Genomic DNA, 25953 nt, shown 5'->3' on the forward strand with positions numbered 1-25953 from the left:
TTGGCAAGCGATGCGACGATTCCGGTGGTGGTGGGGGACGCTGGTCCTGGCCTGCGTGGCTGTCCTCGTGGGCTTCTTCGTTTTCTTCGGCACCGAAAGCCGCCCCGGCCAGCCTTTCCCGCGCCAGGGCCCGCCCGGACGCGGCCCGCTGACCGTGGTCGCGATCGGCGACAGCACCGTCTCCGGCGAGGGCGCGGGCGCCTACAGCCCCGACACCGACGGCCGAAACGGCGACTGGTGCCACCGCTCGTCGGCCGCGTTCGTGGAGAAGGTCCGCATCCCCGGCGTCACCGCCCGGGTCAACCTGGCCTGCTCAGGCGCCCCCGCCGCACAGGTAGCCCTGGGCGACGCGAAACAATGGGGCGAACGCTCCCAAGCCGCACAATTGGCCGACGTGATTAAAAATCATCGCGTCGCAGCGGTAGTCATCGCCGTAGGCGCGAACGACGACCCGAAGTTCTCCGCCCAAGTCAGCGAATGCTTCAAAGCCTGGTTCTCCGCCGGCGGCCCGTCCTGCAACGTGGCTCTGAAGGAAACCTGGAAGTCCAAAGTGGACGCAATGGTCCCGAAGGTGACAAACGCGGTCGGCGACGTGAAAAAGGTCTTGGCCGACGCCGGCTACGTCCCCGCCGACTACCAACTGGTCCTGCAGTCCTACGCAACCCCGGTCGGCCCGGACATCCCCCTGGATCTGCAAAGCCTCAACGGCTGCCCCTTCCGCACCGACGACCTGCAGTGGATTTCCACCGCCGGAATCACCACGCTGTCCGCGGGAATCAAGCAAGCAGCCGCACAATCCGGCGCCCGTTTCCTGGACCTGGCAAGAGCAGGAGAAAACCACGAAGCCTGCTCCGGCGGCCCCAACCCGGCGACGGAATGGTTCACCCGCCTGACCCTGCACCTGAGCGACCTGACCCAGGTAGACCGCGCGACGCACGCCCTGCAGGAATCCTTCCACCCCAACGCCGCAGGCCACGCCGCCATCGCCGACTGCCTAACCGACTTCCTCACCACCCGCCAAGGCAACGCCTCCTGCCAGTCCGGCCCAGACGGCAAACTCCACGCAGTCCCAGAACCCGTCAGCTGACCCCCCGGCCCAATTTCGTGAGAGCCACCCTCACACCCCCTGATTCCCCCAGGGTTCCCCTCACGCCCAACCGCCGCCCCACCCGGCCGTGAGGGACCCCTTCACGGACTCAGATTCCCTCAAGGAGTCCTTCACGCCCCGCCGCTGAGAACCGCCGCCGATGCACCCACCCAACCAGGCACCCACACCCCCCGCTCCCCGATACGAAGCCAAAACACGGCGCGGGAGTGCTTGTCAAGGCATCTTTCCCGCCTTGACAAGCACTCCCGCGCCGTAGTCACAATGAAACTTCGGGGTGCCCCACACCAGCCCAAAGCAATGTCGCCCCAGGCGACGAGCCGAAACGCACAACACCTCAAAGATCCAACGCAGCCCTCAACGCCACATCGATCTGCTCCTGAACCCCGGCATCCACCTCAGCCACCCGCTCCGCCAGCCAAGGCCGATACAACCGGGTCAGATTCAACGTGGAAACCCAATACCGAGCATCCACCGCGACCCCCAAAATATCCTGAGGATCCCGATCCAACAGCTCAGTCCCCAGCAACCAGGGCCGCTCCGACTCATTCACCCCGTCCGACGACAGCAGCACCACAGTCCGCTGCCGAGCCGGATCCGTCGGCGGGTGGTAAGTCCAGACCTCACCCCTGCGCACGCATCTCCTTCTCCGCAGCCGCCCGCTCCGCCTCATCCGCCTCAGCCAGAAGGCGCGGCAGGAGCCCGCTGCGGGGTATACCCAGTCCGAACCGCCTCGCGCCGAGCCGCCTTCGACAGCCAGGACGAGACCGAAATACCGTGCGCTTTAGCAGCCCGCTCGGCGTACTCGAGCGCGCCACTGTCGAGCGAGAGTGTCACCTTACGTGTCGCCATACCATTTACCGTACCACCGCCACCACCACTGTCACAGCGTCGGCGACCGCCCCTCGAACGGCGTGGACAGCACGACCGTGGTCCGGGTGGACACTTTCGCCGCCTCGCGGATCCGCCGGAGCAGGTCCTCGAGGCCGAGCGGCGACGCGACCCGCACCAGCAGGATGTAGGACTCGTCGCCGGCGACCGAGTAGCAGGACTCGATCTCGGTGATGTGCTGGATCCGCTGCGGGTAGTCGTCGGGCGCGGCGGGGTCGTTCGGGGTGAGCGAGATCAGCGCGGTGAGCGGGAGGCCGATCTGCTCGCCGTCGAGGCGGGCGGTGTAGCCGAGGATGACGCCGCGCTGTTCGAGCCTGCGGACGCGCTGGTGCACCGCCGACACCGACAGCCCGACCCGTTCGGCGAGGTCGGTGAAGCTGCGCCGGCCGTCGGCGGCCAGCTCCTGCACGATCGCCTGGTCGAGCGGTTCCAGCGGCCCGCTCATGCCGTCGCCTCCTCGAGGAGTTTCCCGCTGGCTGTCCGGGAGGCGATTCGCTCGCGAGCTGCGCTCATGCGTCCAGCACGACCAGTTCGTGCGGACGCGTGTTCACCGGCTCGACGCCCGATTCGGTGACGAGCACGATGTCCTCGATCCGGGCGCCCCAGCGGCCGGGCTGGTAGATGCCCGGCTCGACGCTGAACGCCATGCCCGCCTCGAGCGGCAGCGCGTTGCCCGCGATGATGTAGGGCTCCTCGTGGACGTCGAGGCCGATGCCGTGGCCGGTGCGGTGGATGAAGTACTCGCCGAAGCCGGCGGCGTCGATGACGTCGCGCGCGGCCTTGTCGATGCTCTCGGCGGTGGCTCCGGGGCGGACGGCGTCGACCGCGGCCTGCTGCGCGCGCTGCAGCACGGCGTAGGTCTCGGCGACGTCGGCGTCGCGGGGTTCGCCGATGGAGTAGGTGCGGGTGGAGTCGGAGTTGTAGCCCTCGGGCACCGGTCCGCCGATGTCGATCACGACGACGTCGCCGCGTTCGATGACGCGGTCGGACACGTCGTGGTGCGGGCTGGCTCCGTTGGGGCCGGAGCCGACGATGACGAAGTCGGCGTGCGTGTGGCCCTCTTCGACGATGGCGGCGGTGATGTCCGCGCCGACCTCGGCCTCGGTGCGGCCGGCGCGCAGCCACTCGCCCATCCGCGCGTGCACGCGGTCGATCGCCGCGCCCGCCTTGCGCAGGGCGTCGATCTCGGCGGCGTCCTTGCGCATCCGCAGCTCGCGCACGATCGGGCCGGCGAGGGTCTGCTCGGCGTCGCCGAACGCGGCGCGCAGGGACAGCACGTGCAGCGCCGGGGTGAAGTCGCTGACCGCGATCCGGCCGGGCTTGCCGAGCCGGTCGGCGACCAGCCGGTACGGGTCGTCGCCGTCGACCCAGGTGAGCACCTCGACGCCGAGGTCGTCGGTGGGCACGCCGGCGTAGCCGGGGGCCTCCAGCTTCGGCACCACGAGCGCGGGGGTGCCGTCGGCGGGCACGACGAGGGTGGTCAGCCGCTCGAACGAGCCGCCCGCCTGGCCGAGCAGGTACCGCAGGTCGGATCCGGGCGCGACGAGCAGCGCGTCGGTGCCGGCGGCGGCGGCCGCTTTCGCGGCGCGGTCGAGACGGGCGCGGAGCGCGGCGGCGTCGGGGGCGGGCGTGTGGATGGATCGGCTCGACATGACGCCGAGCCTAGTACCGGCCTCCCGGCGGAGCCCGCCCGTCCTCCCCAACCCGGCGCGCCGCCCCGGCTACCTCGGCGAAGTCCCCGGCGCCACGACACACCCGGTCCGCGACACCGCGATCCGGCGCGGGCGGCGGGCCGGACGTGGCAGGCTGTGCGGGTGACCGGACCACTCGCTCTCCTCGATTCCGCGAGCCTCTACTTCCGCTCGTTCTACGCGCTGCCCGATTCCATGACCGCACCCGACGGGACGCCGGTCAACGCCGTGCGCGGGTTCACCGACACGATCGCGCGCATCCTCGCCGACCGCCGTCCGTCGCGGCTGGTCGCCTGTCTCGACGCGGACTGGCGGCCGAAGTTCCGCACCGATCTGCTGCCGAGCTACAAGGCGCACCGGGTCGCCGAGCCCGGGGACGGCGGGGCGGACGTCGAGGAGGTGCCCGACACGCTGACGCCGCAGGTGCCGATCATCCTGGAGGTGCTGGAGGCGTTCGGGTTCGCCGTCGCGGAGGCCGCCGGGTACGAGGCGGACGACGTGATCGGCGCGCTCGCCACGCGGGAGAGGGACGCGCCGGTCGAGGTGATCACCGGCGATCGCGACCTGTTCCAGCTGGTGCGCGAGGAGCCGACGCCGACGTCGGTCGTCTACGTCGGGAAGGGCTGGGCGAAGGCGGAAGTGCTGGGGCAGCGGGAAATCGCCGAGAAGTACGGCGTGCCGGCCGAACACGCCGGGCCCGCGTACGCCGACATGGCCGCGCTGCGCGGCGACCCGTCGGACGGGCTGCCCGGGGTCGCCGGGATCGGCGAGAAGACCGCGGCGAAGCTGATCACCCAGTTCGGTTCGCTGGAGGAACTCGTCGCCGCGGCCTCGGCCGGGGACGCGCGGGTGCCGTTGAAAACGCGGCTGCGGCTTTCCGACGCGGCGGATTACCTGGCGGTCGCGCCGACCGTGGTGCGGGTCGCGGTGGACGCGCCGGTCGAGCAGTCCGGGCCGGACGCGGTGCCCACCGCGCCCGCCGATCCGGAGCGGGTCGCGGCGCTGGCGGAGCGCTGGAACCTGGGCCGCTCGGTGGAGCGGCTGCTGGCGGCGCTGCCGAAAGCGTGACCGAAGGGGTTCCAGCGAGCGCTGGAACCCCTCTTCCGGTCAGAAGTGCGTGCCGGTCCAGGGCTGCGTCCCGGTGCGGAACAGCGCGTCCGTCCGGGCCAGGGTTTCCGCGCTGGCGCCGGTGATCCGACCGGACAGCGCCAGCGGCCCGGCCTCCCAGCCGCCGAGGTACAGCATCGCCAGCGTGTCGACGTCGAGCTGCAGATCCGCGTCGGCCTCGGTGCGTTCGACGCCGTCGCCGCCGACCCGGTACCGGCCGCGGTTGCCCGGCAGCATCCGGTCGTTCACCTCCAGCACCACCGGTTCCGCGGAGCCGTAGGCGCGCGCGGCGAGCGCCGCCGGCACGTCGATCAGCCGCAGCCACAGTTCGTCGTCCACGCCGATCGTCTGCGCGCGGCGCGGGTCGACCAGCAGCAAGCCCACCGGATCGTCGACCGGGCGGCCGCGGACGTTCACGACCTCGACCAGGTCGACCGAGAGCAGGAACCGCCACAGACCGGCGAGCGCTTCGGGGTTCGCCGCGTGCAGGTCGTGGATTTCGAGGGCGGCGCCGCGTTCCGGGTCGAGGTAGGTGTTCTGCGGCACGACGAGGAACCGGGCGAAACCGTCGTCGCCGTCGGGTCCGGTGTGGACGGCGACGCGATGGTGGCCGCCGTCGGCGTAGAGATGCCAGTTGAACGCGATCGGCCACCACAGGTCCGGGCGGGCGATCGTGCCGGGGCGGCGGACGTCCATGCTCCGGTACAGCGCGGGCATCGTGTCGATCGCCTCGTCGGTGGACAGCAGCCGGACCCGGCCGGGGGCGGCGACACCCTCGCGCAGCGGGGCGGGTTTCTTGACCTGCATGGTGGCCATGCGGGTCGCGACGCCGTAGCCGAACCGGCCGTAGATCAGCGCTTCGCTCGCGTGCAGCGCGGCGACGGGGAAGCCGCGTTTGGCGAAGTCGTGCAGTTGCGTGTCCATCATCGCGGTGAGCACGCCGCGGCGGGTCCAGTCCGCGCGGACGCCGACGCCGTCGACCGCGGCCATCGGCACGGCGCCGCCGCCGGGGACGGCGAGCGTGGTGGCGAAGGAGCTGGCGATGCCGATCGGTTCGCCGTCGTGGAACGCGCCGGTCCGCCCGTCCGCCGTCCAGGATTCCCGGACCCGCTCCCAGCGCTCGTCCGGCGGCGGGTTTCCGTGCAGGGACCGCACCAGCAGGTCGAAGGTCGGACGGCATTCTTCTTCGGTGATCGGGCGGACCACGTAGTCGCTCATGACCCGATTGAACCAATGCCGCCGCCGCACGGCTATCGGATTTACCGCGGCGGGTCGACCTTGTACTTGCCGTCCGCACCGGTCACCGTGATGGGGACGTGTTTCGTCGTGCCCGCGATGTCCACAGTGCACTGGAAGTGCGAGCCGTCGGCGACGGGCTGGCGGTCCGGGCAGGACACCGGGCCGACGTCCGCCATCTTGTAGTCGGTGGTGAGGAGCCGGGTGACCGCCGAGGCCATCGCCCGGGAGTCGAAGACCCGCATCGCGCCGGAGGACGGCGGCGCGGACGACGGCGCGACGCCCGGCTGCGCGGGGCTGCTCGGCGTGACAGTGACGGTGTGGACCGCGGGCGGGGGCGTCCCGCTGTCGCAGCCCGCGGCGGCGAGGATTCCCAAGCCGCACAACAGCAGCACCCGCACGGCGCGCATCAAACCCGCTCCTCTGCGCGAAACCTCTGGTCAACGGTCAGAAGAACGTACCGCACCACACCGATTCGCGCGTGCCGAACAGAACGTCGGCGGCCGCCGGCGCGGCCGGGTCGAGCACCTCGATCCGGCCGGTGCCCGCGAGCGACGACGCGCGCCAGGTTCCGAAGTAGAGCATCGCGAGGGTGTCCACCGAGAGCCGCAGCGCGGGTTCCTCTTCGGTGAGGGAGGCACCGTCCGGGCCGACGCGGTAGCGGCCGTCGTTGCCGGGCAGTGACGGGTCGGAGACTTCGAGGACGACGGGTTCGGCCGGTCCGTAGGTGCGGGCGGCGAGCGCGGCGGGGACGTCGACCAGCCGCAGCCAGCTTTCGTCGTTGGTGCGTTCGGTTTTCGCGACCCGGGGGTCGGTGAACAGGAGCGCGTGCGGTTCGTCGAGCGGGCGCATCGGGAGGACGATCTCGTCGACCAGGTCGACCGACAGCAGGAACCGCCACAGTCCGGCGAACGCGGCCGGGTTGGCGTAGTGGAGCGCCAGCACCTGCAGTTTCGCGTGGTCGTTGGCGTCTTCCTCGACGTAGTAGGTCAGGTAGCCGTCGACGCCGTCCGGGCCCCGGTGCACGGCGGTCTGGACCAGTTTCGCGCGGCGGCGGGTCTGCGCTTCGTAGCCGGGCCAGTAGACGTCGGACCGGGTCATCGCGGCGACGCGGCCCATCGCGGTCGCCGCGTACAGTTCGGGCCATTTCGGGGCGGCTTCGTCGATGCCGAGGACGGTGACCTCTCCCCCGGCCGGCACGTCCGGGCGCAGCTGCGCGCGGTGCTTGTCCACCACGACCCGCTTCGCGAGCGTCGCGATTCCGTAGCCGTAGCGGCCGTAGATCGTGCCTTCCGACGCGTACAGCGAAGCGAGCGCGACGCCGCGTTCGGCGAAGTCCGCCAGCTGCGCGGCCTGCAGCGCGCTGAGCACGCCGCGCCGGGTGCGTCCGACGCGGACGCCGACTCCGGTGACCGCGGCGAGCGGAAGCCGTGCTCCGCCGGGGACGACCATTTCCGCGTCGAACGACCGCGCGGTGCCGATCAGGTCGGGTTCGAACACGCCCCAGCTGCGTTCGGCGGAGTACGCCGCGGAGACGCGCTCCCATTCCTCGTCGGTGCCCGGCTGGACGTGCAGCGCGGCCCGGAACAGGTCCCAGGCCGCGCGCTGTTCGTCGGGACGGAGGATGCGGACGGTGCGGTCGCTCATGCCCCCGATCATCGCCGGGTCGGCCGCCCGGCCGCCACCGAATTGAATCGCGTCACTTGGCCGCGGGCGGCGAGACCTCGTAGTTGCCGTCGGTGCCCTTGACGGTGATCGGGACCTGCTGCGGTTTGCCGTTGATGGTGGCGGTGCATTCGAATTTCGCGCCGTCCTCCACCTTCTGCTCGGCCGGGCAGGTGACGCCGCTGACGCCGGGGATCTTGTAGGTGTCGGTGAGCAGCTTCGCGACGTCGGTCTGCATCTGGGTGTTGTTGAAGACCTGGGTCTTGAAGAAGCCGGGCGCGACGAAGCCGAGGATCGCCACGACCGCGACCACGACGACGAGCGCGCCGATCCCGATGAACAGGCCCTTCTTCGACCCGCCGCCGGAGGATTCCGGGGCGGCGCCGCCGGGCTGGCCGTAGTCGTACTGGCCGGGCTGCTGGCCGCCGTACTGCTGCTGGCCGTAAGGCTGCTGCCCGTACGGCGGCGGCTGCTGACCCCACTGCGGCTGCTGTGGCTGCTGCTGTTGCGGGTAGCCGCCGGGCTGCTGGCCGTACTGCGGGTCCTGACCGTAGGGCTGCTGTCCGTACTGCTGGGGCGGGTACGGCTGCTGCTGCGGCCCGCTCTGCGGGTACGCGCCGCCCGGCTGCTGCCCGTACTGCGGGTCCTGGCCGTAGGGCTGTTGCCCGTACTGGGGCTGCTGCCGCGGGTCGTTGCCGCCATACGGCGTGCTCATCGTTAGCCTCCGCCTTCGTGTGTCCGCATCCGCAGGCCCGGCCGCGGGTGTCGTGCGCGATCCAACCACAGGTCTGGACCTAGCACACCTGTCCGCGCGCAGTCGCTACGAAGGTGTGCCCTGACGGTCACGCCGCGCCCGCCGCCACGACGCCGCGGCGCAGCGCCTTCACCGCTTGCGCGGCGGCCGAGCCGACCGGATCCTCCTTGCCGAGGACGTCGCGGACCTGGTCGAGCAGGTCGATGACCTGGCGGCACCAGCGGACGAAGTCGCCCGCGGACAGTTCCTGTCCGTTGGTCTCGGCCGCGGTGAGGACCTTCTCCAGGGATTCGCCGCGGGCCCAGCGGTAGACCGGCCACGCGAAGCCGGCGTCGGGTTCGCGGGTGCGGTCGAGGCGGTGGCGGCGTTCGTCCTCGGTGAGTTCGACCCACAGCCTGCTGGTTTCCTGCCACGCGCCGGGGACCGCGCCGCCGGGGAGGCGGGGTTCGCCCGCGGTGTCGCGGCGGGCTTCGAACACGAGCGTGGACACGACGGCGGCGAGTTCGGCCGGGCCGAGGCCGGTCCAGACGCCGTGCCGGATGCATTCGGCGGCGAGCAGGTCGGATTCGCTGTAGAGGCGGGTGAGGCGGCGGCCGTGTTCGGTGACGCGGTCCTCGCCGTCGCCGGGGCGGACGTAACCGCGTTCGCCGAGCAGCCGCAGGATCCGGTCGAACGCGCGGGCCAGGGAGTGCGTGGTGGCCGCGACCTTGCGTTCGAGCTGTTCGGTTTCGGCGGAAAGCCGCTGGTAGCGCTCGACCCAGCGGAGGTTGGCCTCGCGTTCGGCGAGGCCGTGGCAGGGGTGGGCGCGCAGGGCGCGGCGCAGCGAGGCGAGTTCGGCGTCGTCGGCGGCCGCGGTGCGGCGGCGCTGCCGTCCGGGCAGCGCGATGCCGGCGTTGCGCAGCGACGAGGCGATGTCGCGGCGGGTCTTGGGCGAGCGCAGTTCGATGTGCTTGGGCAGCCTGATCCGGCCGAGCGCCTCGACCGGGGCCGGGAAGTCGGACACCGACAGCGGCCCGGACCAGCGGTCCTCGGTGACCACGACCGGCCGCGGTTCGCGGATCGGGTCGAGGCCGGGGTCGACGACCACGGCGAGCCCGGCGCGGCGGCCGGCCGGGACCGCGATGACGTCGCCCTTGCGGAGTTTTTCCAGCGACTGGGCGGTTTCGGCGCGGCGGGAGGACGTGTTCTGCCGCGACAGGGTCTTCTCTCGGGCGGAGATCTGCGCGCGGAGTTCGACGTACTCGAGCATCTGGTCGAAATCGCCGGAGATCGCGGCGGTGTAGCCCTTGAGGGCTTCCTTGTTGCGTTCGATCCGGCGCGCGGTGCCGACCACCGACCGGTCGGCCTGGAACTGCGCGAACGACTGTTCCAGCAGGTCGCGGGCGGCGTCCGCGCCGACCTGGGAGACCAGGTTGACCGCCATGTTGTAGCCGGGCCGGAACGACGAGCGCAGCGGGTACGTGCGGGTGGAGGCGAGGCCCGCGACGGCCTTCGGGTCGACGCCGGGCTGCCAGGACACGACGGCGTGGCCTTCGATGTCGATGCCCTGGCGCCCGGCGCGGCCGGTGAGCTGGGTGTATTCGCCCGGGGTGAGGTCGACGTGCGCCTCGCCGTTGTATTTCACGAGCCGTTCGAGCACGACGGTGCGGGCGGGCATGTTGATGCCGAGCGCGAGGGTTTCGGTGGCGAACACGACCTTGACCAGGCCGCGGACGAACAGTTCCTCGACGGTCTCCTTGAACGCGGGCAGCAGCCCGGCGTGGTGGCCCGCGAAGCCGCGTTCGAGGGCCTCGCGCCATTCCCAGTAGCCGAGGACGCCGAGGTCGCCCTCGGGCAGCTCAGCGGTGCGCTCGTCGACGATGCGGCGGATCTCCTCGACCTGTTCGGGGCCGTTGAGCCGCAGGCCGGAGCGGACGCACTGGGCGACCGCGGCGTCGCAGCCGGCGCGGGAGAAGATGAACACGATCGCGGGCAGCAGCCCGGCGTGGTCGAGCCGTTCGACGACGTCGACGCGGGACGGCGGGCGGAACCGGGGCCCGCGCGGCGGGGCTCCCCGGCGGCCGCCGCGGGGTCCGCGGAAGTTGGGCGCGAACCGGCCCATGTCGTCGGTTTTGCGCAGCAGGGTCGGGTTGATCCGCAGTTGTTCGCCCGGGTCGGCCTCGTTCTGGCCGGCGAACAGGTCGAGCAGCTGGTTGCCGACGAGCATGTGCTGCCACAGCGGGACCGGCCGGTGCTCGTCGACGACGACGGCGGTGTCGCCGCGGACCTCGACGAGCCATTCGCCGAACTCCTCGGCGTTGCTGACGGTGGCGGAGAGGCCGACGACGCGGACGTGCTCGGGCAGGTGGAGGATCACTTCCTCCCAGACCGCGCCGCGGAAGCGGTCGGCGAGGTAGTGGACCTCGTCCATGACGACGTAGCCGAGTTCGGGGATGGCGGAGCTGCCCGCGTAGAGCATGTTGCGCAGCACCTCGGTGGTCATGACGACCACCTGGGCGTTGCCGTTGATCGAGGTGTCGCCGGTGAGCAGGCCGACGGCGTCGTTGCCGTAGCGGTCGACGAGGTCGGCGTACTTCTGGTTCGACAGTGCCTTGATCGGCGTGGTGTAGAAGCATTTGCGGCCCTCGGCGAGGGCGAGGTGGACGGCGAACTCGCCGACCACGGTCTTGCCCGCTCCGGTGGGGGCGCAGACGAGGACGCCGTGGCCTTCTTCGAGCGCCTCGCAGCCGCGGATCTGGAAATCGTCGAATTCGAAGGCCGATTCGGCGGAAAACCGGGTCAGCTGGGGGTGCTTGGCGCGGCGACGGGAGGCAGCGTAGGCCTCGGCCGGCGATGGTGAAGGGCTAGTGGCCACTCCGTCAGGGTTTCATACGCCCCCGACATTCCGCACGCGGCGTGCCGCCGGTCACGGCGTGGGCGCGACGACCGTGAGCGCGGAGGGCACGCAGGTCGCTTCGACCGGTGCCTGGCCTTGGTCTTCGCCGTCGGCGTAGACGGGCCAGCCGGGTGCTTCGATGCGCAGGGTGCGGGTGCGGAAGGTCTCGACGCTGGGCTTGTGCACGTGTTCGCCGGTGCGCAGGTGCGGGAGCATCCGGAGCAGGCGGGCGCGGCCGGGCGCGCCGATGACGGTGACGTCGAAGAGGCCGTCGTCGGGGGTCGCGTCGGGGCAGATCGGGATGCCGCCGCCGTAGTACGGGGTGTTGCCGACGGCGATGAGGCTGGAGTCGCCGGAGAAGGTGCCGTGGTCGGTGTGCACGACGAGCGGGCGGGGCTGGAACGCGGCGAGTTCGGCGAGGATCGCGAGGTCGTAGCGGCGGGGTCCGGCGGGCCAGCGCATCGCGTTCGCGCGGGCGTTGACGGCGGCGTCGAAGCCGGCGCAGAGCACGGTGGCGAACCAGGTGTCGCCGGCGCGGCCGAGGTCGACGCTGCGGCGGTGCCCGGCTTGCAGGGCTTTCGCGAGGGCGTCGGTGGCGGCGCGGGGGTCGGCCGGGACGCCGAGGGCGCGGGCGAAGTCGTTGCCGGTGCCGGAGGGGACGAGGCCGAGCGCGACGCCGTGGTCGGCGCAGAACTGGACGCCCTGGTGGGCCGCGCCGTCGCCGCCGAGGACGATCAGCGCGTCGAGGCCTTCGGCGTGCGCGGACCGCATGAGCGCGCGGGATTCCTCGACGCTGCCGGCGGTGAGGATGTCGAGCCGGTCGACGGCGGGCCGGAGCCGCGCCGCGACCACTTCGGCGAGGCGGGCCGCGGCGCCGCGTCCGGAGGCCGGGTGCACGGCCAGTGCTGCGTTCAGGCCCATCAGGTGATGTCGTCGGTGGACGAGCGGCCGGCAGGCGGGCTCTGCGGGGCGGCCGGTTCCTCGCCGTCGGCGGTGGTCGGCGTGTAGCTGAACGGCGCGGCCTCGTCGTCGGCGAGCTGGTCCCAGCCCTCGTCCTGGCGGGCGCGGTCGAGCTTGCGGTCGTGGAAGCGGGCGATCTGGATGGCCAGCTCGAACAGCAGGGTGAGCGCACCGGCGAGGCCGAGCATCGAGAACGGGTCCGAGCCGGGCGTGGCGAACGCGGCGAACACGAACAGCGCGAACACGATGCCGCGGCGCCACTTCTTGAGCTGCTGGTACTTGACCACGCCGACGCGGTTGAGCATCACGACGAGCAGCGGCAGCTCGAAACTGACGCCGAAGATGACCAGCAGCGACAGGATGAAGGAGATGTACTTGTCACCGGTGAGCGCGGTGACGAACTGGTCCTGGCCGAAGCCGGCGAGCAGCGCGAGCGCGTGCGGGACCAGCAGGTACGCCAGCACCGCGCCGGCGGCGAAGAGCACCGAGGCGAAGCCGACGAAGGTGAGCGCGTACTTGCGCTCCTTGGAGTAGAGGCCGGGGGCGATGAACGCCCACAGCTGGTAGAGCCAGGCCGGGGACAGCAGGACCGCGCCCGCCGCGACGCCGACCTTCAGGCGGAGCATGAACACTTCGAACGGAACGGTCTGCAGCAGGCGGCAGCCGGTTTCGCCGCCGAACCGCTGCGAGGCCGGGATGGCGCAGTACGGGTGGGTCATGATGTCGCCGAGCGACGGGATCGGCCCGAAGCGCTGGCCGAACCAGATGAACCCGAAGATCGCGCCGATGACGATGAAGACGACCGCCCAGCCGAGGCGGCGGCGGAACTCGTAGATGTGCTCGATGAGCGTCATCGTGCCGTCGGGGTTCTTCCGACGGCTGCGCCGGCTCCGCTTGCTGGACCGGCTGCCGTTGCCGTTGGCGGCTTCCGCCACTGGTCGTTCCGTTCTCGTCAGAGCCCAGCGGGGCGCGCCGCGCCGGCGCGCCTCCGTGGACCGGGGACCGGGTGGTGCGCGCGGAGGGTCAGCTCGCGTTCTTCTGCGGCTGGTCGGCCGGGGCGGCCGCCTGCTGCTTCTTCAGTTCGTCGAGCTGGCGCTGGAGATCGGCGACCTGCTTGTCCTGCGCGGTCTGGGCGGACGGCGCGGGGGCGGGAGGGGCCGGCGGGGCGATGTGCCGGGTGTCGGCGGACTCGGCTTCGGCCTCCGCCTTCTGCTCTCCCGTGAGGTCCTTGGTCTCGGCCTTGAAGATCTTCATGGACTTGCCGATGGACCGGGCCGCGTCCGGGAGCCGCTTCGCTCCGAACAGCAGAACCACCACGAGCACCAGAACGATGATGTGCCACGGCTGCAGCGCGTTCATGGTCGCCTGCCCTCCTTGTCTGGGGTCTGTGCCGATGTTACTTGTTGCCGGGCGCCGGGCGGCGTTCGGCCACGGCCACACGGAGTGCCGCGGACCGGGCCCGGATCAGTCCGGTCCGGTCGTGGGTGTCCGCACTGACCATGCTCATGGTGCGGCGGAAGCGGCGCAAGACTCCGGCGGTCCGTACCAGCAGCAGGGCCAGGACGAGCAGGCCGGCCGCGAGCAGCACATAGACGGGCAGGTACGGCACTGAAACCACCTTATCGGTCGGAGATGGACGTGAGGTGACGGGCACGCGCCACGGCGTCGGCGGCCCGGCGACCGACTGCCTCGGCGAGTGTGGCGGGGCTCTCCACCTGGGCTTCCCCGCCGAGGCTGAGCACGAGGCGGACCATCCACGGCTCGTCGCTGTAGCGCATGGCGATGCGCAGGCGGCCGCCGTCGAGTTCGTCGAGTTCCTCGCACGGGTAGTACTCGGCGACCCAGCGGGCGTCGGGGTCGAGCACGAGATGCGCGACCCGCTGATCGGGACGGGCGGAGAAGACGCCGTCGGACAGGTCGGTGGGCCGCGCGTGGGCGGGCGGAGCGGCGGGTTCGTCCAATACGGTGAGGTCGTCCACCCGGTCGAGCCGGAAGAGGCGGACGCCTTCGACGCGCCGGCACCACGCTTCGAGGTAGCCGACGCCCTGGACGATGACCAGCCGCATCGGGTCGACGGTGCGTTCGGTGATCTGGTCCCGCGACGCGGTGTAGTAGCGCATCCGCAGCGCGCGGCCGTCTTGCAGCGCGCCGGAGACGGTCTCGCGGGTGCGGGCGGCGCGGGCTCCTTCGCGCACTCCTCCCCGACGACGACCCCGGCCGGGCGGGCCTGCCCGGCGGCGTCCTCGATTTTCGCGATGGCGCGGCGGACCGCGTCGCCGTCGGCCACGCCCGGGGTTTCGGCGAGCGCGCGCAGCGCGACCAGCAGCGCGGTGGCTTCGCCGCCGGTGAGGCGCAGCGGGCGGCTCATCCCGGCGTCGTGGGTGACGACGATGGTGTCGCCCTCGAAGGACAGGTCGATCAGGTCGCCGGGGCCGTAGCCGGGCAGACCGCACATCCACAGCAGTTCGAGGTCTTTGCGCAGCTGGCGGGGGGTGACGTCGAAGTCCTGCGCGGCCTCGTCGATCCGGATGCCCGGCCGGGCCAACAGGTACGGGACCAGCGCGAGCAGGCGCGGCATGCGTTCGCCGGACGCGCTCATCGCACGCTCCCCTGTCCCGCGCGGGCGAGCACGGCCTCGAGCCGGTGCTGCACGGACTTGGCCAGCACGTCCGGTTCGAGCACGAGCACGTCCGGTCCCTGCGCGGCGATCCAGTCGGCGGCCGATTCGGGGAAGTACAGCCCGATCTCGATCACGTCGCCTTCCTCCCCCGCGACGGTCTCGCGTCCGACGACGTCCCCGCGCCGGCGAACCCCCGCCGCCCGGCCGTCGGCGATCCACAACCGCGCGGTGGTGACCGGGGCCGGGTCCTCGCTGCCGCCGGTGACGGACACGAGCTGCATCAGGTTGACGCCCTCGGGCCGCGCCACCGCGCCCGGCTTCCCGATCGCCGTCACTTTCCCGGTGACGCGAGAGAGCCGGAAGCACCGAGGCGCGTCGCGGTCGCGGTCGTGCCCCACGACGTACCAGCGGGCGCGCCACGACACGACGCCCCACGGTTCGAGGGTGCGGATGCGCCGCTCAGGCGACCCGCTGCGCCGGTACTCGAACCGCACCGCCTGCCCGGCCTGGACCGCGGCGAGCATCGGCGCGAACGCCGGTTCCGCCCGCACCCGAGGCTCGATCACCGTCGGAGCCTGGTCGTCGACCTCGACCCCGGCCGCGCGCAGCTTCACCAGCGCGCCCTGGGCCTGCCCGGTGAGTTCCGGCGAGTCCCACAGCCGGACCGCGAGCCCGACCGCCGCGGCCTCGTCCGGGGCGAGGTCGATCTCGCCTAGTTCGTAGTCGCGGCGGGCGATGCGGTACCCCTCGACGGGGTCGAAGACGGAGTTGCGGCCGGTCTCGAGCGGGATGCCCAGCTCCCGCAACTCGGTCTTGTCCCGCTCGAAGGTGCGGAAAAAGGCGTCGTCGCTGGCCGCGTCGGCGTATCCCGGCACGATGCCGCGGATCCGCTCCGCGGTCAGGTACTGCCGGGTGGAGAGCAGGGCCAGCACGAGGTTGACCAGCCGTTCGGCACGTGCGGTGGACACCAGACGACTCTAGCTCTCCCCGCCCCGAGCGATCGCGAGGTCCGCCCCGCGCGCGTCGCCCCAGGTAGCACCGCCCGCGAGCGACGGGACCCCTCGCACCCGCCCTCGTCACCCAGCGCCGCGCCGGACCGCACTGACCCCCGGATCGGTTTCGCCCTACGGCACCAGCTTCGCCACCCGCCCCTTGACCCCGCTGGCCCAGCAAGCCCCGCCCCACGTGCAATCCACGGTGTCGAAACTGCCGCTGTCGAACGAGACCCAACGCCGCCCGCCATCCCGGCTGAGGTCACTGCCCCCAGGCCCCACAGCCAGCACCGTCCCACCACGCCAAGCAAGCCCAGACCGATAGCCGCGGGGATACTCAGTCGGCGTCCGCCAGGTCCGCCCGCGGTCGTGACTCAACGCCACCGCAGGACCAGCCGCGGTCGGATTGGCGTAGTCCCCGCCGATCGCCACCCCTTGCCAAGGCGTCCGAAACGCCACCGCGAACACCCCAGCCGACGCACTGCTAGGCAACGGCGTGTCACTGGCAGCCCAATGCCGCCCGCCGTCCCCGGAGTGCAGCACCCGCGCATGCGCCCCACCACCAGTAGCCAGCCAAGCGTCAAACGGCCCAGACGTCGCAACGCACTGCCCACTGGCAGCGAACCCAGCCTCCCCCGGCTCCGCAGCCGGAAACGCGTCGTCCGGCACCTGCCGCCAGCTGCGCCCGCCGTCAACCGTGGCCTGCACCCGAAACCGCCCGTTGACGGGATCGCTCATCGCCAGCCCGCGCCAAGGATCAAAGAACGCAAGACAGTCGTAAAACGCCGCGGCATCAGGATTGCTGAACGTCTGCCGCCAGCTACGCCCGCCATCTTCAGTGCGATAAACCCGAGAATCCGCCCCAGGCCCAATCGACAACACCACAGCCCGCTGGTCGTCAAACGCCTCAATATCCCGAAACTCAAGCTTCGCCGCGTCAGGCGGCCCCACAGCACTCCAACTACGCCCGCCGTCCACCGTCCGCAACACAGTCCCCTGAGTCCCGCTAACCCAAGCGACCCGCCCACTAACCGCAGACAACCCCCGAAACTGCGCCGCCGTCCCCGTAGACAAAACCCGCCAAGACGGCAACTCAGCCGCCGCCGCAACCCCACCCAGCAACACCGACACCACAGCCACCAGCACCAGAACCGCTCGCATAGGCCAAATCCTGCCGCACCCAGCTGGCAACTTTCGTCGGTTCCCAGCCCCGGCTCACTCGACCACAACGCGGGATCGCGTCGGCGTCTGACCGAGCGGGGTGCCCGGCCCTCCGGGCCCAGCACCCCGCTCGGTCAGACGCCGACTTAAAGGCGATCCCGCCGCGGCGGCGGAGCCGACGCCAAAATTACAGCGAGCCGATCAACCTCTCCACCCGCTCATCCACAGCCCGGAACGGGTCCTTGCACAGCACAGTCCGCTGCGCCTGATCGTTCAGCTTCAGATGCACCCAGTCCACCGTGAAGTCCCGCCCAGCAGCCTGCGCCGCCGCGATGAAGTCCCCACGCAACTTCGCCCGAGTCGTCTGCGGCGGAGTGTCCTTAGCCGCCTCGATCTCCCCGTCATCGGTAACCCGCCGCACCAGCCCCTTCCGCTGCAGCAGGTCAAAAACCCCGCGCCCACGCCGAATGTCGTGGTACGCCAGATCCAGCTGAGCCACCCGAGGACTGGACAGATCCAGGTCGTGCTTGGCCCGGTACCGCTCCACCAGCCGATGCTTGATCGCCCAGTCGATCTCGGTGTCGATCTTGCTGAAGTCCTGCTCCTCGACCGCCTCCAGCGCCCGCCCCCACAGCTCCACCACCCGCTCGTTGGCCGGCGTGGACCCGTTCTCCTTCAAATGCTGCACCGCCCGGGCGTGATACTCCCGCTGGATGTCCAGCGCCGAAGCCTCCCGCCCGCCGGCCAGCCGGACCTGCCGCCGCCCGGTCAGGTCGTGGCTGATCTCGCGGATCGCCCGGATCGGGTTGTCCAGCGTGAAGTCGCGGAACTGCACCCCGGCCTCGATCATCTCGAGCACCAGATGCGCCGACCCGACCTTGAGCATGGTGGTGGGCTCGGCCATGTTGGAGTCGCCGACGATGACGTGCAGGCGCCGGTACCGTTCGGCGTCGGCGTGCGGTTCGTCGCGGGTGTTGATGATCGGCCGGGACCGGGTGGTGGCGCTGGAGACGCCCTCCCAGATGTGCTCGGCGCGCTGGGAGAGGCAGTACACCGCGCCGCGCGGGGTCTGCAGGACCTTGCCCGCGCCGCAGATGAGCTGGCGGGTGACGAGGAACGGGAGCAGGACGTCGGCGATCCGGGAGAATTCGCCGGCCCTGGTCACGAGGTAGTTCTCGTGGCAGCCGTAGGAGTTGCCCGCCGAGTCGGTGTTGTTCTTGAACAGGAAGATGTCGCCGCCGATGCCCTCGTCGGCGAGCCTGCGCTCGGCGTCGACGAGGAGGTCCTCGAGGATCCGTTCGCCTGCTTTGTCGTGGGTGACGAGCTGGGTCAGGTCGTCGCACTCGGCCGTCGCGTACTCCGGGTGCGAGCCCACGTCGAGGTAGAGCCGGGAGCCGTTGGACAGGAACACGTTGGACGAGCGTCCCCACGAGACGACCCGCCGGAAGAGATAGCGCGCGACCTCGTCGGGGGAGAGCCTGCGCTGGCCGTGAAAGGTGCACGTGACCCCGAACTCGGTCTCGATGCCAAAGATCCGCCGCTGCATCCCACCAGAGTAGGCGCTGGACCCCCGCCGAAGGTGCGCCGTTCGGGCGGCGACACGCGGTCGGTACGTTGCAACTGGTGACATTGCGGCGGAAACCGGTCGCCGGGGCCGGTCGCGGGCCCGGCTCGGCCAGCGGAGGTGGACGAGGGTGTTCCAGCAGGTCGGGCGGGCATTCCGGCAGGTGGGGCGGCGCGATCGGGCGCTGATGCGGCGCAGTGCGGCGCTCCCCGCACGCGGGCCGACGACGTGGTGACCGCGTTGTCCCGGAGTGCGGACAAATCGCGGCTCTGGTGGGGCGTGGCGGCCGCGCTGGCGGTGCGGAAGGGCCCGGCGCGGCGGGGCGCGCTGCGCGGGATCGCCGCCATCGCGGGGGCGAGCGCCGCGGCGAACCTGGTCGCGAAGCCGTTGTTCCCGCGCCGCCGTCCGGCCGAGGAGGAAGTGCCCGCGCACCGTCAGCTGCGCAAACGGCCGACGTCCTCGTCGTTCCCGTCCGGGCATTCGGCTTCGGCCGCCGCGTTCGCGGCCGCGGTCGCGATGGAATCGCCGCGCGCCGGGCTCGCCGTCGTCCCGCTGGCCGGGGCGGTCGCGTACTCGCGGGTGCACACCGGCGTGCACTGGCCGAGCGACGTCGCCGCCGGGCTGGCGATCGGGACCGGGATCGCGGTGCTGACCCGGCACTGGTGGCCGCTGCACCCGGATGTCCGCGCCCGCACCGCCCACGCGGCCGAAGCGCCGGAGATGCGCGACGGCGAGGACATGCTGGCGCTGGTGAACCCGCATTCGGGCGTCAACGGCCAGGACCCGACCGAGGACGTCCGCTACGCGTGGCCGAAGGCGTCGCTGATCTATCCGGACCCGACGCGGGACCTGCGCGACCAGCTCGCCGACGAGATCGAAGCGCACGGCTCGGTCCGCGCGCTCGGCGTGGCGGGCGGGGACGGCACGGTCGCGGCCGTCGCGTCGGTCGCCGCCGAGCGCGGGCTGCCGCTGGCGCTCATCCCGGCCGGGACGCTCAACCACTTCGCCCGCGACGTCGGGGTCCGCTCGATGCCGGACGCGGACGAGGCGACCGAGGGCGGGCACGCGGTCGGCATCGATCTCGCGGAGGTCGAGATCGACGGTTCCGGCGAGCCGGGGCACCGCTGGTTCGTGAACACCGCCAGCCTCGGCGGGTACCCGGAAATGGTGCGGCTGCGGGAAAAGCTGCAGAGCCGGTACCCGAAGTGGCCGTCGGCGGCGATCGCGCTCGTGCGGGTGATGCGGCACGCGAAACCGCTGCGGGTCCTGCTGAACGGGAAGCCGACGCAGGTGTGGCTGATCTTCGTCGGCAACGGCACGTACGCGCCGAAGGGCTTCGCGCCCTCGCGCCGGCCGGCGCTCGACACCGGTCTGCTGGACGTCCGCTACGTGCGGGCGGACGTGCGCTGGTCGCGGGTCCGGTTCGTGCTCGCGAGCCTCACCAACAGCCTGCACGCGAGCCACGTCTACCGGCAGCGGGACCTGCCGGAACTGCACGTGCGGCTGCTCGACGGCAACCGCCGGGTCGCGACCGACGGCGAGGTCGGCCCGCTGGGGCGGGAGTTCCGGTTCCGGTCGCGGCCGAGCGCGCTGACCGTGTACCGCAATCCCGACAGCGCTTCCTGACCGTGGCTCCAGGCCGGGTTGTGCCCTAAGGTCCCTCCGGGGACGCCCGGCCGGGCATCGCTTCGTGAACGCCGCCTCCCGGCCCTGACCTGCGCGCTTACCGTCCCCTCGCCCGTTGAGCAAGCTTTCTTGACCCTTCCTTTACCTTCTCTCAACGAATCCACAGCGAGCCCTCCCTAGCGTGATCTTCGAGGTGCGGACTGTCCTGTCCGCGCCAGTTCACGGCAGGGGTCTAGTCAGTGCGTTTTTCCTCCCGCGGTGCGAGCTGCCCGAGTCAGGCAGGCCGCGGATGACCCCGCAGGCTGTCGACCCGGTGCTGCCGCCGTCGGTCACCTCTCAGGCCAGGGACCTCGGCCCGCTCGAATCGCCCTTGCTGTGGCTCGCCTTCGCTGGAGCCGCCGCGGCGGTCCTCGCCGTGACGATCGCGCTCGCGCACCGCCGCCGCGTCCGGCGCTGGGGCGTCAACGGCTCGATCGCGCTCTTCCTGATCGCCGCGGTCACCGCCGTGAACAGCTACGTCGGCTACGTCCGCACGCCCAGCGACCTCGGCAGGCTGCTGCAGCGCGGCACCGGCGCGATGAACGTCGCGGGCACCCTGCTGCGCCGCACCAGCGACGATCCGGCCGAGGACTCGGACCCGAGCGCCGCCAGCTCCGCCTCGGGCAACAGCGGCAGCTCCGCCGGCCGCCCGGCGGCCCCGTCCAACGCCAACGGCAGCACCGAGGTGCTGAACGTGCCCGACCCGGCCCACGGCGTGCAGAACGGCGAGAACTACGTGGTCCTCCCGGCCGGCTACCACGACCCGGCCAACGCGAACCGGCGCTACCCGGTCGTCTACCTGATCCACGGCTACCCCTACGGCGGGCCGCGCGACTGGCTCACCTCCGGTTCCGCGCCGCAGACGCTGAAGAGCCTCGAGGACGCGCACGTCATCCAGCCGATGATCATCGTGAGCGTCGACCTCACCGCCAACCGGCCGAGCACCGACTGGGAATGCCTCAACGTCCCCGGCGGGCCGCAGCTGGAAACGTATCTCGCCAGCAGCATCGTGCCCGCGGTCGACAAGCACTACCGCACCTACGCCGACCGCGGCCACCGTGCCCTCGGCGGCATGTCCGGCGGCGGGTTCGGCGCGCTGAACATTGGCCTGCACCACCTCGACGAGTTCGGCACGCTGCTGATCTCGCTGCCGTACGACGACCTGAACGATTCGGTCGGCGTCCTCGGCGGCAACCAGGCGGCGATCGCGGCGAACACCCCGCGCCGCTACATCCCGACGATGCCGTTCCCGCAGAAGATCGCCGTGATGCTCACCGTCGGCACCGGCGCGCCCACCGACGTCGCGACGGCGCACCGGATCGCCGGGTCGCTGCAGCGGCGCGGGCAGGACGTCGTGGTGCACGCCGAACGCGGGTTCAACCACACCTGGCACACCGCCCGGGCGACGCTCCCGTACATGCTCGCCTTCGCCGATCAGAACTTCCGCAGCGCGCCTGCGTCCTTCTGAGCGGATTGCCCGGAAAGATTCTTTCCGGGCCCTGTCCATCCGGGCGGGCGCCGTTCGTGGTGAGGTCGACGCGGCACCACGGCCGCGCTGACCGACGAAGGAGCCCGACATGAAGTACCTGCTGCTGATCCACGCTTCCGCGGCCACCGAACAGGGCGCGGCCGCCGGCTGCGAGCCCGCCGACTGGATGGCCTACGACAAGGAAGTCCGCGACGCGGGGGTGTTCGTCAGCGGGGAGTCGCTCGCCGATCTCGTCACCGCGACCAAGGTCCAGGTCGGCGCGGACGGCGAGCGTTCGATCACCACCGACGGCCCGTTCGCCGAGACCCGCGAGCTGCTGGGCGGGTTCTACGTGCTGGACGTGCCGGACCTCGACGCGGCGCTCGACTGGGCGGCCCGCTGCCCGGGGTCCCGCGACGGTTCGGTCGTGGTCCGCCCGATCGCCGATTTCGATGCCTGACGCGCGAGCGTCCGTGGCGGCCGTGTTCCGCGAGGAGCACGGCCGCCTGCTCGGCGCGCTCGTCCGCCGCTTCGGCGATCTCGACCTCGCCGAGGAGGTGGCCGCCGAAGCGGTCGAGGCCGCGCTGGTGCGCTGGCCGGTGGACGGCGTCCCGCCGAAACCCGGCGCGTGGCTGATGACCACCGCGCGCCGCAAGGCCGTCGACCGGCTCCGGCGAGACCAGGCGTACGCGGCGAAACTCGCTGTCCTGCAAGCGGAATCCGACCGCAGCGACCCGCCCCCGCTGCCCGGCGCGGACGGCGACCTGCCCGACGACCGGCTCCAGCTGTTCTTCACCTGCGCGCATCCCGCGCTGGCCGCCGAGGACCGGCTCGCGCTCACGCTGCGCTGCCTGGCCGGGCTCACGACGCCCGAGGTGGCGCGGGCGTTCCTCGTGCCCACCGCGACGATGGCGAAGCGGGTCGTGCGGGCCAAGAACCGGATCCGGGACCACCGCATCCCGTTCCGCGTCCCGTCCGGCGACGAACTCCGGTCCCGGCTGCCCGGCGTGCTGCAGGTGCTGTATTCGCTGTTCACCGAGGGCTACGCGGCCAGCTCCGGCCCGGACATCCAGCGTCCCGACCTGGCCGAAGAAGCAATCCGGCTGGCGCGGATCCTGCACCGCCTGCTGCCCGCCGAACGCGAAGCCACCGGGCTGCTGGCGCTTCTGCTGCTGGTCCACGCCCGCCGCGCCGCCCGCACCGGCCCGGACGGCGAGTTCGTCCTGCTCGAAGACCAGGACCGGACAGCCTGGGACGCGGCGCTGATCGACGAGGGCCGCGCGCTGGTGCCGGTCGCGCTCACCGGCGGTCCGCCCGGGCCGTACGGGGTGCAGGCAGCGATCGCCGCGCTCCACGCCGAGGCACCCGACGTCGCCAGTACCGACTGGCCGCAGATCGTCGCGCTGTACGACATCCTGCTGACGCTCACGCCGACCCCGGTGGTCGCGCTCAACCGCGCGGCAGCGGTAGCGATGCGCGACGGACCCGAAGCCGGACTCGAACTCCTGGACGGCTTAGCCGACGAACCCCGGCTGCAGGGCTACCACCCGTACGCCGCCGCGCGCGGCGACCTGCTGCACCGCCTCGGCCGAGACGACGAAGCAGCAGCGGCCTACCGGGAAGCGTTGGCCAGCGCGGGAACCGAGCCGGAACGCGCCCACCTGCGTCAGCGGCTCGACGCGCTCTGAGGCGGTGCCCACCGGCTGAGCACCGGGTCGACGAGCACCGTCAACGGCCCGGACAGGGTCTGCCCGTGCCGCCGGAACAGGTCGTCGCGCGAATCGAACCGGCCCAGATCCGTCAGCACCGTCGCCGACAGGTCGCATGCCCCGCCGGCCTCGCAGGTGACGCCGTCCCAGTCGATCGCCGTGCGGGACACCGCGTCGAACAGCGTTTCCCCGCTGTCGTTGGTGAACCCGGGACCCGCCGTCAGCTCGGTCAACGGCCCGAACAGCTCCCCCACCGGCACCCACGCGTCCGCGACCCGGAACTCCGGCCACGCCACCAGCACCCGCGACGGCACCAGGAACTTCGCCCGGGGAAACCGCGGATACCAGAACCGGCCGTCCACGACCAGACCCCGCACCCGCGTCGGAATCCCTTGCGCCCGAGCGACGCCTTCCAGAATCGCCAGCCGCTGACTGCACGAACCTCGCCCGCGCCGCAGCGTCCGCGAAATCGGCTGCCGCTCCTGCACCGCGTACACCGGCCGCACCGACCCGGCGATCACCCGGTGCGCCGCCCGCAACCCGGCGAGCCGGTCTTCAGCCGCCGTCGCCCGCACCAGGGACTGCACCGACGGAGCACGCCAGTCGAGAATCGGCGTCGGAACCACGCCGCCCGCGGCCGAACCGTCCCCGGCGATCCGCTGCCGCCACCACGGAGTCACGAGCGCACACGTCACCCCGCCAGTATCCCGGAAACGACGATGGGCCGTCGGCACCCGCCGACGGCCCATCAGTCCGCTACGTCACTCCTTCTCGGCCGACCCCTTGCCAGCGTCGCCCGAGTCGTCCTTGCCGCCGTCGCCGTCCGGCTTCTCGGCAGGCTCCTCCTTCGCCGGCAGCAACGCCTCCAGCGCCGCCCCCGACAACCGCCGGAACGCCCGCCGCGGCCGCGCCCGGTCCAGCACCGCGACCTCGAGCTTGATCTCCGTCTCGGCCGCCGGGCCGTTGCCGTTCGACGTCGCCGTCGACCGCAACCCCTCGATCGCCGACGCCAGCGCCGTCCGCAGATCGTGCTCCGGATCCACCACGTCCTTCAGCTTCGCGCTGATGGTGTCCGTCTGGCCGCCCATCACCACGAACGGCGACTCGTCGAAAATCCCGCCGTCGAAGGTCAACCGGTACAACTGGTCCTCGGCCGCGGTCGCCCCGACCTCCGCCAGGCAGACCTCGACCTCGAACGGCTTCAGCTGCTCGGTGAAAATGCTGCCCAGCGTCGCCGCGTAAGCGTTCGCCAGCGCCCGCGCGCTCACGTCGCGGCGGTCGTACTGGTAGCCCTTCAGATCCGCGTGCCGGATCCCCGCCACCCGCAGATTCTCGAACTCCGAGAACCGGCCCACCGCGGCGAACCCGATCCGGTCATAGATCTCCGCGACCTTGTGCAAAGTCGCCGAAGTGTTCTCCGCGACGAACAGCACCCCGCCGGAATACTTCAGCACCACCACGCTCCGGCCCCGCGCGATCCCCTTGCGCGCCAGCTCGGAACGCTCCCGCATCAACTGCTCGGGAGAGGCATACAACGGCATCGTCACGGTGTCGGCTCCACGTTCTCCGAAAACTCGGCAGTCATTGATTCAGCGGACATCGGCGGCCTCACACCGGCCGGTGGTGATTGCGCTCCGCGCGCCCGGCCACCACCGCCTCGGCCACCTCGCCCGTCCGCTCCGCGGGCAGCACCACCGCGCCGTCCTCCGCGGTGATGGTGATGACGTTCGGGAAAATCCGGCGCACCAGATCCGGCCCGCCGCTCGCGGTGTCGTCGTCCGCCGCGTCGTACAACGCCTCCAGCGCCGTCCGCACCGCCGCGTCGACATCCGCGTCCGGGTCGTACAGCTTCTTCAGCGAAGACTTCGCGAACAGCGACCCCGAACCCACGCTCGCGTACCCGGCGTGCTCCTCGTAGCGCCCGCCCGCCGCGTCGTACGACACGATCCGGCCCGCGTGCTTCGCGTCCTCGGCCTCCAGGTCGTACCCGACGAACAACGGCACGACCGCCAGCCCCGCCATCGCCATCTCCAGGTTCGCCTTCACCATCCCGGCCAGCTTGTTCGTCTTGCCGTCCAGCGAAAGCGAAACGCCCTCGATCTTCTCGTAATGCGCCAGCTCCACCGCGTACAGCCGGACCATCTCCACGGCCAGCCCCGCGGTCCCCGCGATGCCCACCGCCGAGTACTCGTCCGTGACGTGCACCTTCTCGATGTCCCGGCTCGCGATCAGATTCCCCGACGTCGCCCGCCGGTCCCCGGCGATCAGCACCCCGCCGGCGAACGTCACCGCGACGATCGTGGTGCCGTGCGGCACGTCCAGCTCACCCGCCGGCACCCGCCGCGCGGGCAGCAGCTCCGGCGCGGTCGCCCGCACGAAATCCGCGAACGACGACGTCGCCGGCGAAAAGTAGGCCGACGGCAGGCCGGGTCCGGAAAAACCCGCCCCAGAGGAGGTGTTGTCCATACGTGCTCTCGGTTCCCATCTCAA

General features: G+C 71.6%; 23 protein-coding genes and 3 pseudogenes. 6 read left to right on the forward strand and 20 right to left on the reverse strand.

Annotated features, from left to right (window positions below; translation table 11 throughout):
* Positions 1 to 10: 10 nt before the first annotated feature.
* On the forward strand, positions 11 to 1087 hold the full coding sequence (locus RPX00_RS37955; protein ID WP_406632757.1) for a GDSL-type esterase/lipase family protein: 1077 nt from the start codon (positions 11 to 13) through the stop codon (positions 1085 to 1087).
* Positions 1088 to 1442: 355 nt separating this feature from the next.
* Here RPX00_RS37955 and RPX00_RS37960 read toward each other — a convergent pair whose 3' ends face one another.
* The 4 genes and pseudogenes from RPX00_RS37960 to RPX00_RS37975 form a co-directional block, all read right to left on the reverse strand.
* Complete coding sequence (locus tag RPX00_RS37960; RefSeq protein WP_406632759.1) at positions 1443 to 1742, reverse strand: hypothetical protein; 300 nt, start codon at positions 1740 to 1742, stop codon at positions 1443 to 1445.
* Positions 1729 to 1957, reverse strand: a pseudogene (locus RPX00_RS37965) (hypothetical protein). The gene RPX00_RS37960 and the pseudogene RPX00_RS37965 overlap by 14 nt, the downstream one beginning before the upstream one ends.
* A gap of 31 nt (positions 1958 to 1988) precedes the next feature.
* Positions 1989 to 2441, reverse strand: coding sequence for an Lrp/AsnC family transcriptional regulator (locus RPX00_RS37970; RefSeq protein ID WP_009078207.1), 453 nt, complete (start codon positions 2439 to 2441; stop codon positions 1989 to 1991).
* 64 nt (positions 2442 to 2505) lie between these two features.
* The gene (locus tag RPX00_RS37975) at positions 2506 to 3648 is read right to left on the reverse strand and encodes a M24 family metallopeptidase (protein ID WP_406632761.1); all 1143 of its coding nucleotides are present in this window, start codon (positions 3646 to 3648) and stop codon (positions 2506 to 2508) included.
* A gap of 162 nt (positions 3649 to 3810) precedes the next feature.
* On the opposite strand from RPX00_RS37975, the gene RPX00_RS37980 reads away from it, so the two are divergent.
* Entirely contained in the window at positions 3811 to 4755 is a 945-nt protein-coding gene (locus tag RPX00_RS37980; protein ID WP_406632763.1) for a 5'-3' exonuclease H3TH domain-containing protein, read from the forward strand.
* A gap of 39 nt (positions 4756 to 4794) precedes the next feature.
* On the opposite strand, the gene RPX00_RS37985 is transcribed toward RPX00_RS37980, so the two are convergent.
* The 13 genes and pseudogenes from RPX00_RS37985 to pafA form a co-directional block, all read right to left on the reverse strand.
* Positions 4795 to 6012, reverse strand: coding sequence for a GNAT family N-acetyltransferase (locus RPX00_RS37985; RefSeq protein WP_406632765.1), 1218 nt, complete (start codon positions 6010 to 6012; stop codon positions 4795 to 4797).
* A gap of 41 nt (positions 6013 to 6053) precedes the next feature.
* Positions 6054 to 6440 carry a DUF4333 domain-containing protein gene (locus RPX00_RS37990; protein WP_406632766.1) on the reverse strand — a complete coding sequence of 129 codons (387 nt, stop codon included), beginning with the start codon at positions 6438 to 6440 and terminating at the stop codon, positions 6054 to 6056.
* Between the two features lie 37 nt (positions 6441 to 6477).
* On the reverse strand, positions 6478 to 7677 hold the full coding sequence (locus RPX00_RS37995) for a GNAT family N-acetyltransferase (protein WP_406632768.1): 1200 nt from the start codon (positions 7675 to 7677) through the stop codon (positions 6478 to 6480).
* 52 nt (positions 7678 to 7729) lie between these two features.
* A complete protein-coding gene (locus tag RPX00_RS38000) occupies positions 7730 to 8410 on the reverse strand; it encodes a DUF4333 domain-containing protein (protein WP_406632770.1) in 681 nt (226 codons plus the stop codon).
* A 127-nt stretch (positions 8411 to 8537) separates the two neighbouring features.
* Positions 8538 to 11303, reverse strand: a complete 2766-nt coding sequence (locus RPX00_RS38005) for a DEAD/DEAH box helicase (protein WP_406632772.1) — start codon at positions 11301 to 11303, stop codon at positions 8538 to 8540.
* 51 nt (positions 11304 to 11354) lie between these two features.
* Complete coding sequence (locus tag RPX00_RS38010) at positions 11355 to 12245, reverse strand: diacylglycerol/lipid kinase family protein (RefSeq protein WP_406632774.1); 891 nt, start codon at positions 12243 to 12245, stop codon at positions 11355 to 11357.
* Complete coding sequence (gene tatC / locus RPX00_RS38015; RefSeq protein WP_406632776.1) at positions 12245 to 13219, reverse strand: twin-arginine translocase subunit TatC; 975 nt, start codon at positions 13217 to 13219, stop codon at positions 12245 to 12247. Before tatC ends, RPX00_RS38010 begins: the two co-directional genes overlap by 1 nt.
* Before the next feature lie 88 nt (positions 13220 to 13307).
* Positions 13308 to 13643 (reverse strand): Sec-independent protein translocase subunit TatA, encoded by a 336-nt coding sequence (gene tatA, locus RPX00_RS38020; protein WP_406632778.1) that lies wholly within the window; start codon positions 13641 to 13643, stop codon positions 13308 to 13310.
* Between the two features lie 37 nt (positions 13644 to 13680).
* Complete coding sequence (locus RPX00_RS38025) at positions 13681 to 13893, reverse strand: bacteriophage holin (protein ID WP_406632780.1); 213 nt, start codon at positions 13891 to 13893, stop codon at positions 13681 to 13683.
* Between the two features lie 10 nt (positions 13894 to 13903).
* A pseudogene (locus tag RPX00_RS38030) lies at positions 13904 to 14883 on the reverse strand (helix-turn-helix transcriptional regulator).
* Complete coding sequence (locus tag RPX00_RS38035; RefSeq protein ID WP_406632781.1) at positions 14880 to 15872, reverse strand: helix-turn-helix transcriptional regulator; 993 nt, start codon at positions 15870 to 15872, stop codon at positions 14880 to 14882. The pseudogene RPX00_RS38030 and the gene RPX00_RS38035 overlap by 4 nt, the downstream one beginning before the upstream one ends.
* Positions 15873 to 16028: 156 nt before the next feature.
* Positions 16029 to 17057: a WD40/YVTN/BNR-like repeat-containing protein gene (locus RPX00_RS38040; protein WP_406632783.1), complete on the reverse strand. Its 1029-nt coding sequence runs from the start codon at positions 17055 to 17057 to the stop codon at positions 16029 to 16031.
* Between the two features lie 187 nt (positions 17058 to 17244).
* Positions 17245 to 18603 (reverse strand): Pup--protein ligase, encoded by a 1359-nt coding sequence (gene pafA, locus RPX00_RS38045; RefSeq protein WP_378304617.1) that lies wholly within the window; start codon positions 18601 to 18603, stop codon positions 17245 to 17247.
* Positions 18604 to 18808: 205 nt separating this feature from the next.
* On the opposite strand from pafA, the pseudogene RPX00_RS38050 reads away from it, so the two are divergent.
* From RPX00_RS38050 to RPX00_RS38065, 4 genes and pseudogenes are all read left to right on the forward strand, one after another.
* A pseudogene (locus RPX00_RS38050) lies at positions 18809 to 20247 on the forward strand (bifunctional phosphatase PAP2/diacylglycerol kinase family protein).
* Between the two features lie 289 nt (positions 20248 to 20536).
* Complete coding sequence (locus tag RPX00_RS38055) at positions 20537 to 21754, forward strand: alpha/beta hydrolase (RefSeq protein ID WP_406632785.1); 1218 nt, start codon at positions 20537 to 20539, stop codon at positions 21752 to 21754.
* 109 nt (positions 21755 to 21863) lie between these two features.
* Positions 21864 to 22214 (forward strand): YciI family protein, encoded by a 351-nt coding sequence (locus tag RPX00_RS38060; RefSeq protein WP_406632787.1) that lies wholly within the window; start codon positions 21864 to 21866, stop codon positions 22212 to 22214.
* On the forward strand, positions 22207 to 23442 hold the full coding sequence (locus tag RPX00_RS38065; RefSeq protein ID WP_406632789.1) for an RNA polymerase sigma factor: 1236 nt from the start codon (positions 22207 to 22209) through the stop codon (positions 23440 to 23442). The genes RPX00_RS38060 and RPX00_RS38065 overlap by 8 nt, the downstream gene beginning before the upstream one ends.
* On the opposite strand, the gene RPX00_RS38070 is transcribed toward RPX00_RS38065, so the two are convergent.
* From RPX00_RS38070 to prcB, 3 genes are all read right to left on the reverse strand, one after another.
* Complete coding sequence (locus tag RPX00_RS38070; RefSeq protein WP_406632790.1) at positions 23421 to 24158, reverse strand: transglutaminase domain-containing protein; 738 nt, start codon at positions 24156 to 24158, stop codon at positions 23421 to 23423. The two genes, RPX00_RS38065 and RPX00_RS38070, sit on opposite strands and share 22 nt — an antisense overlap.
* 66 nt (positions 24159 to 24224) lie before the next feature.
* Positions 24225 to 25010, reverse strand: coding sequence for a proteasome subunit alpha (gene prcA / locus RPX00_RS38075; protein ID WP_406632792.1), 786 nt, complete (start codon positions 25008 to 25010; stop codon positions 24225 to 24227).
* A gap of 61 nt (positions 25011 to 25071) precedes the next feature.
* Positions 25072 to 25929, reverse strand: a complete 858-nt coding sequence (prcB, locus tag RPX00_RS38080; protein WP_406632794.1) for a proteasome subunit beta — start codon at positions 25927 to 25929, stop codon at positions 25072 to 25074.
* Positions 25930 to 25953 lie beyond the last annotated feature (24 nt).

Origin of the sequence: Amycolatopsis sp. WGS_07 (assembly GCF_045278895.1) — a bacterium.
GTDB lineage: Bacteria > Actinomycetota > Actinomycetes > Mycobacteriales > Pseudonocardiaceae > Amycolatopsis.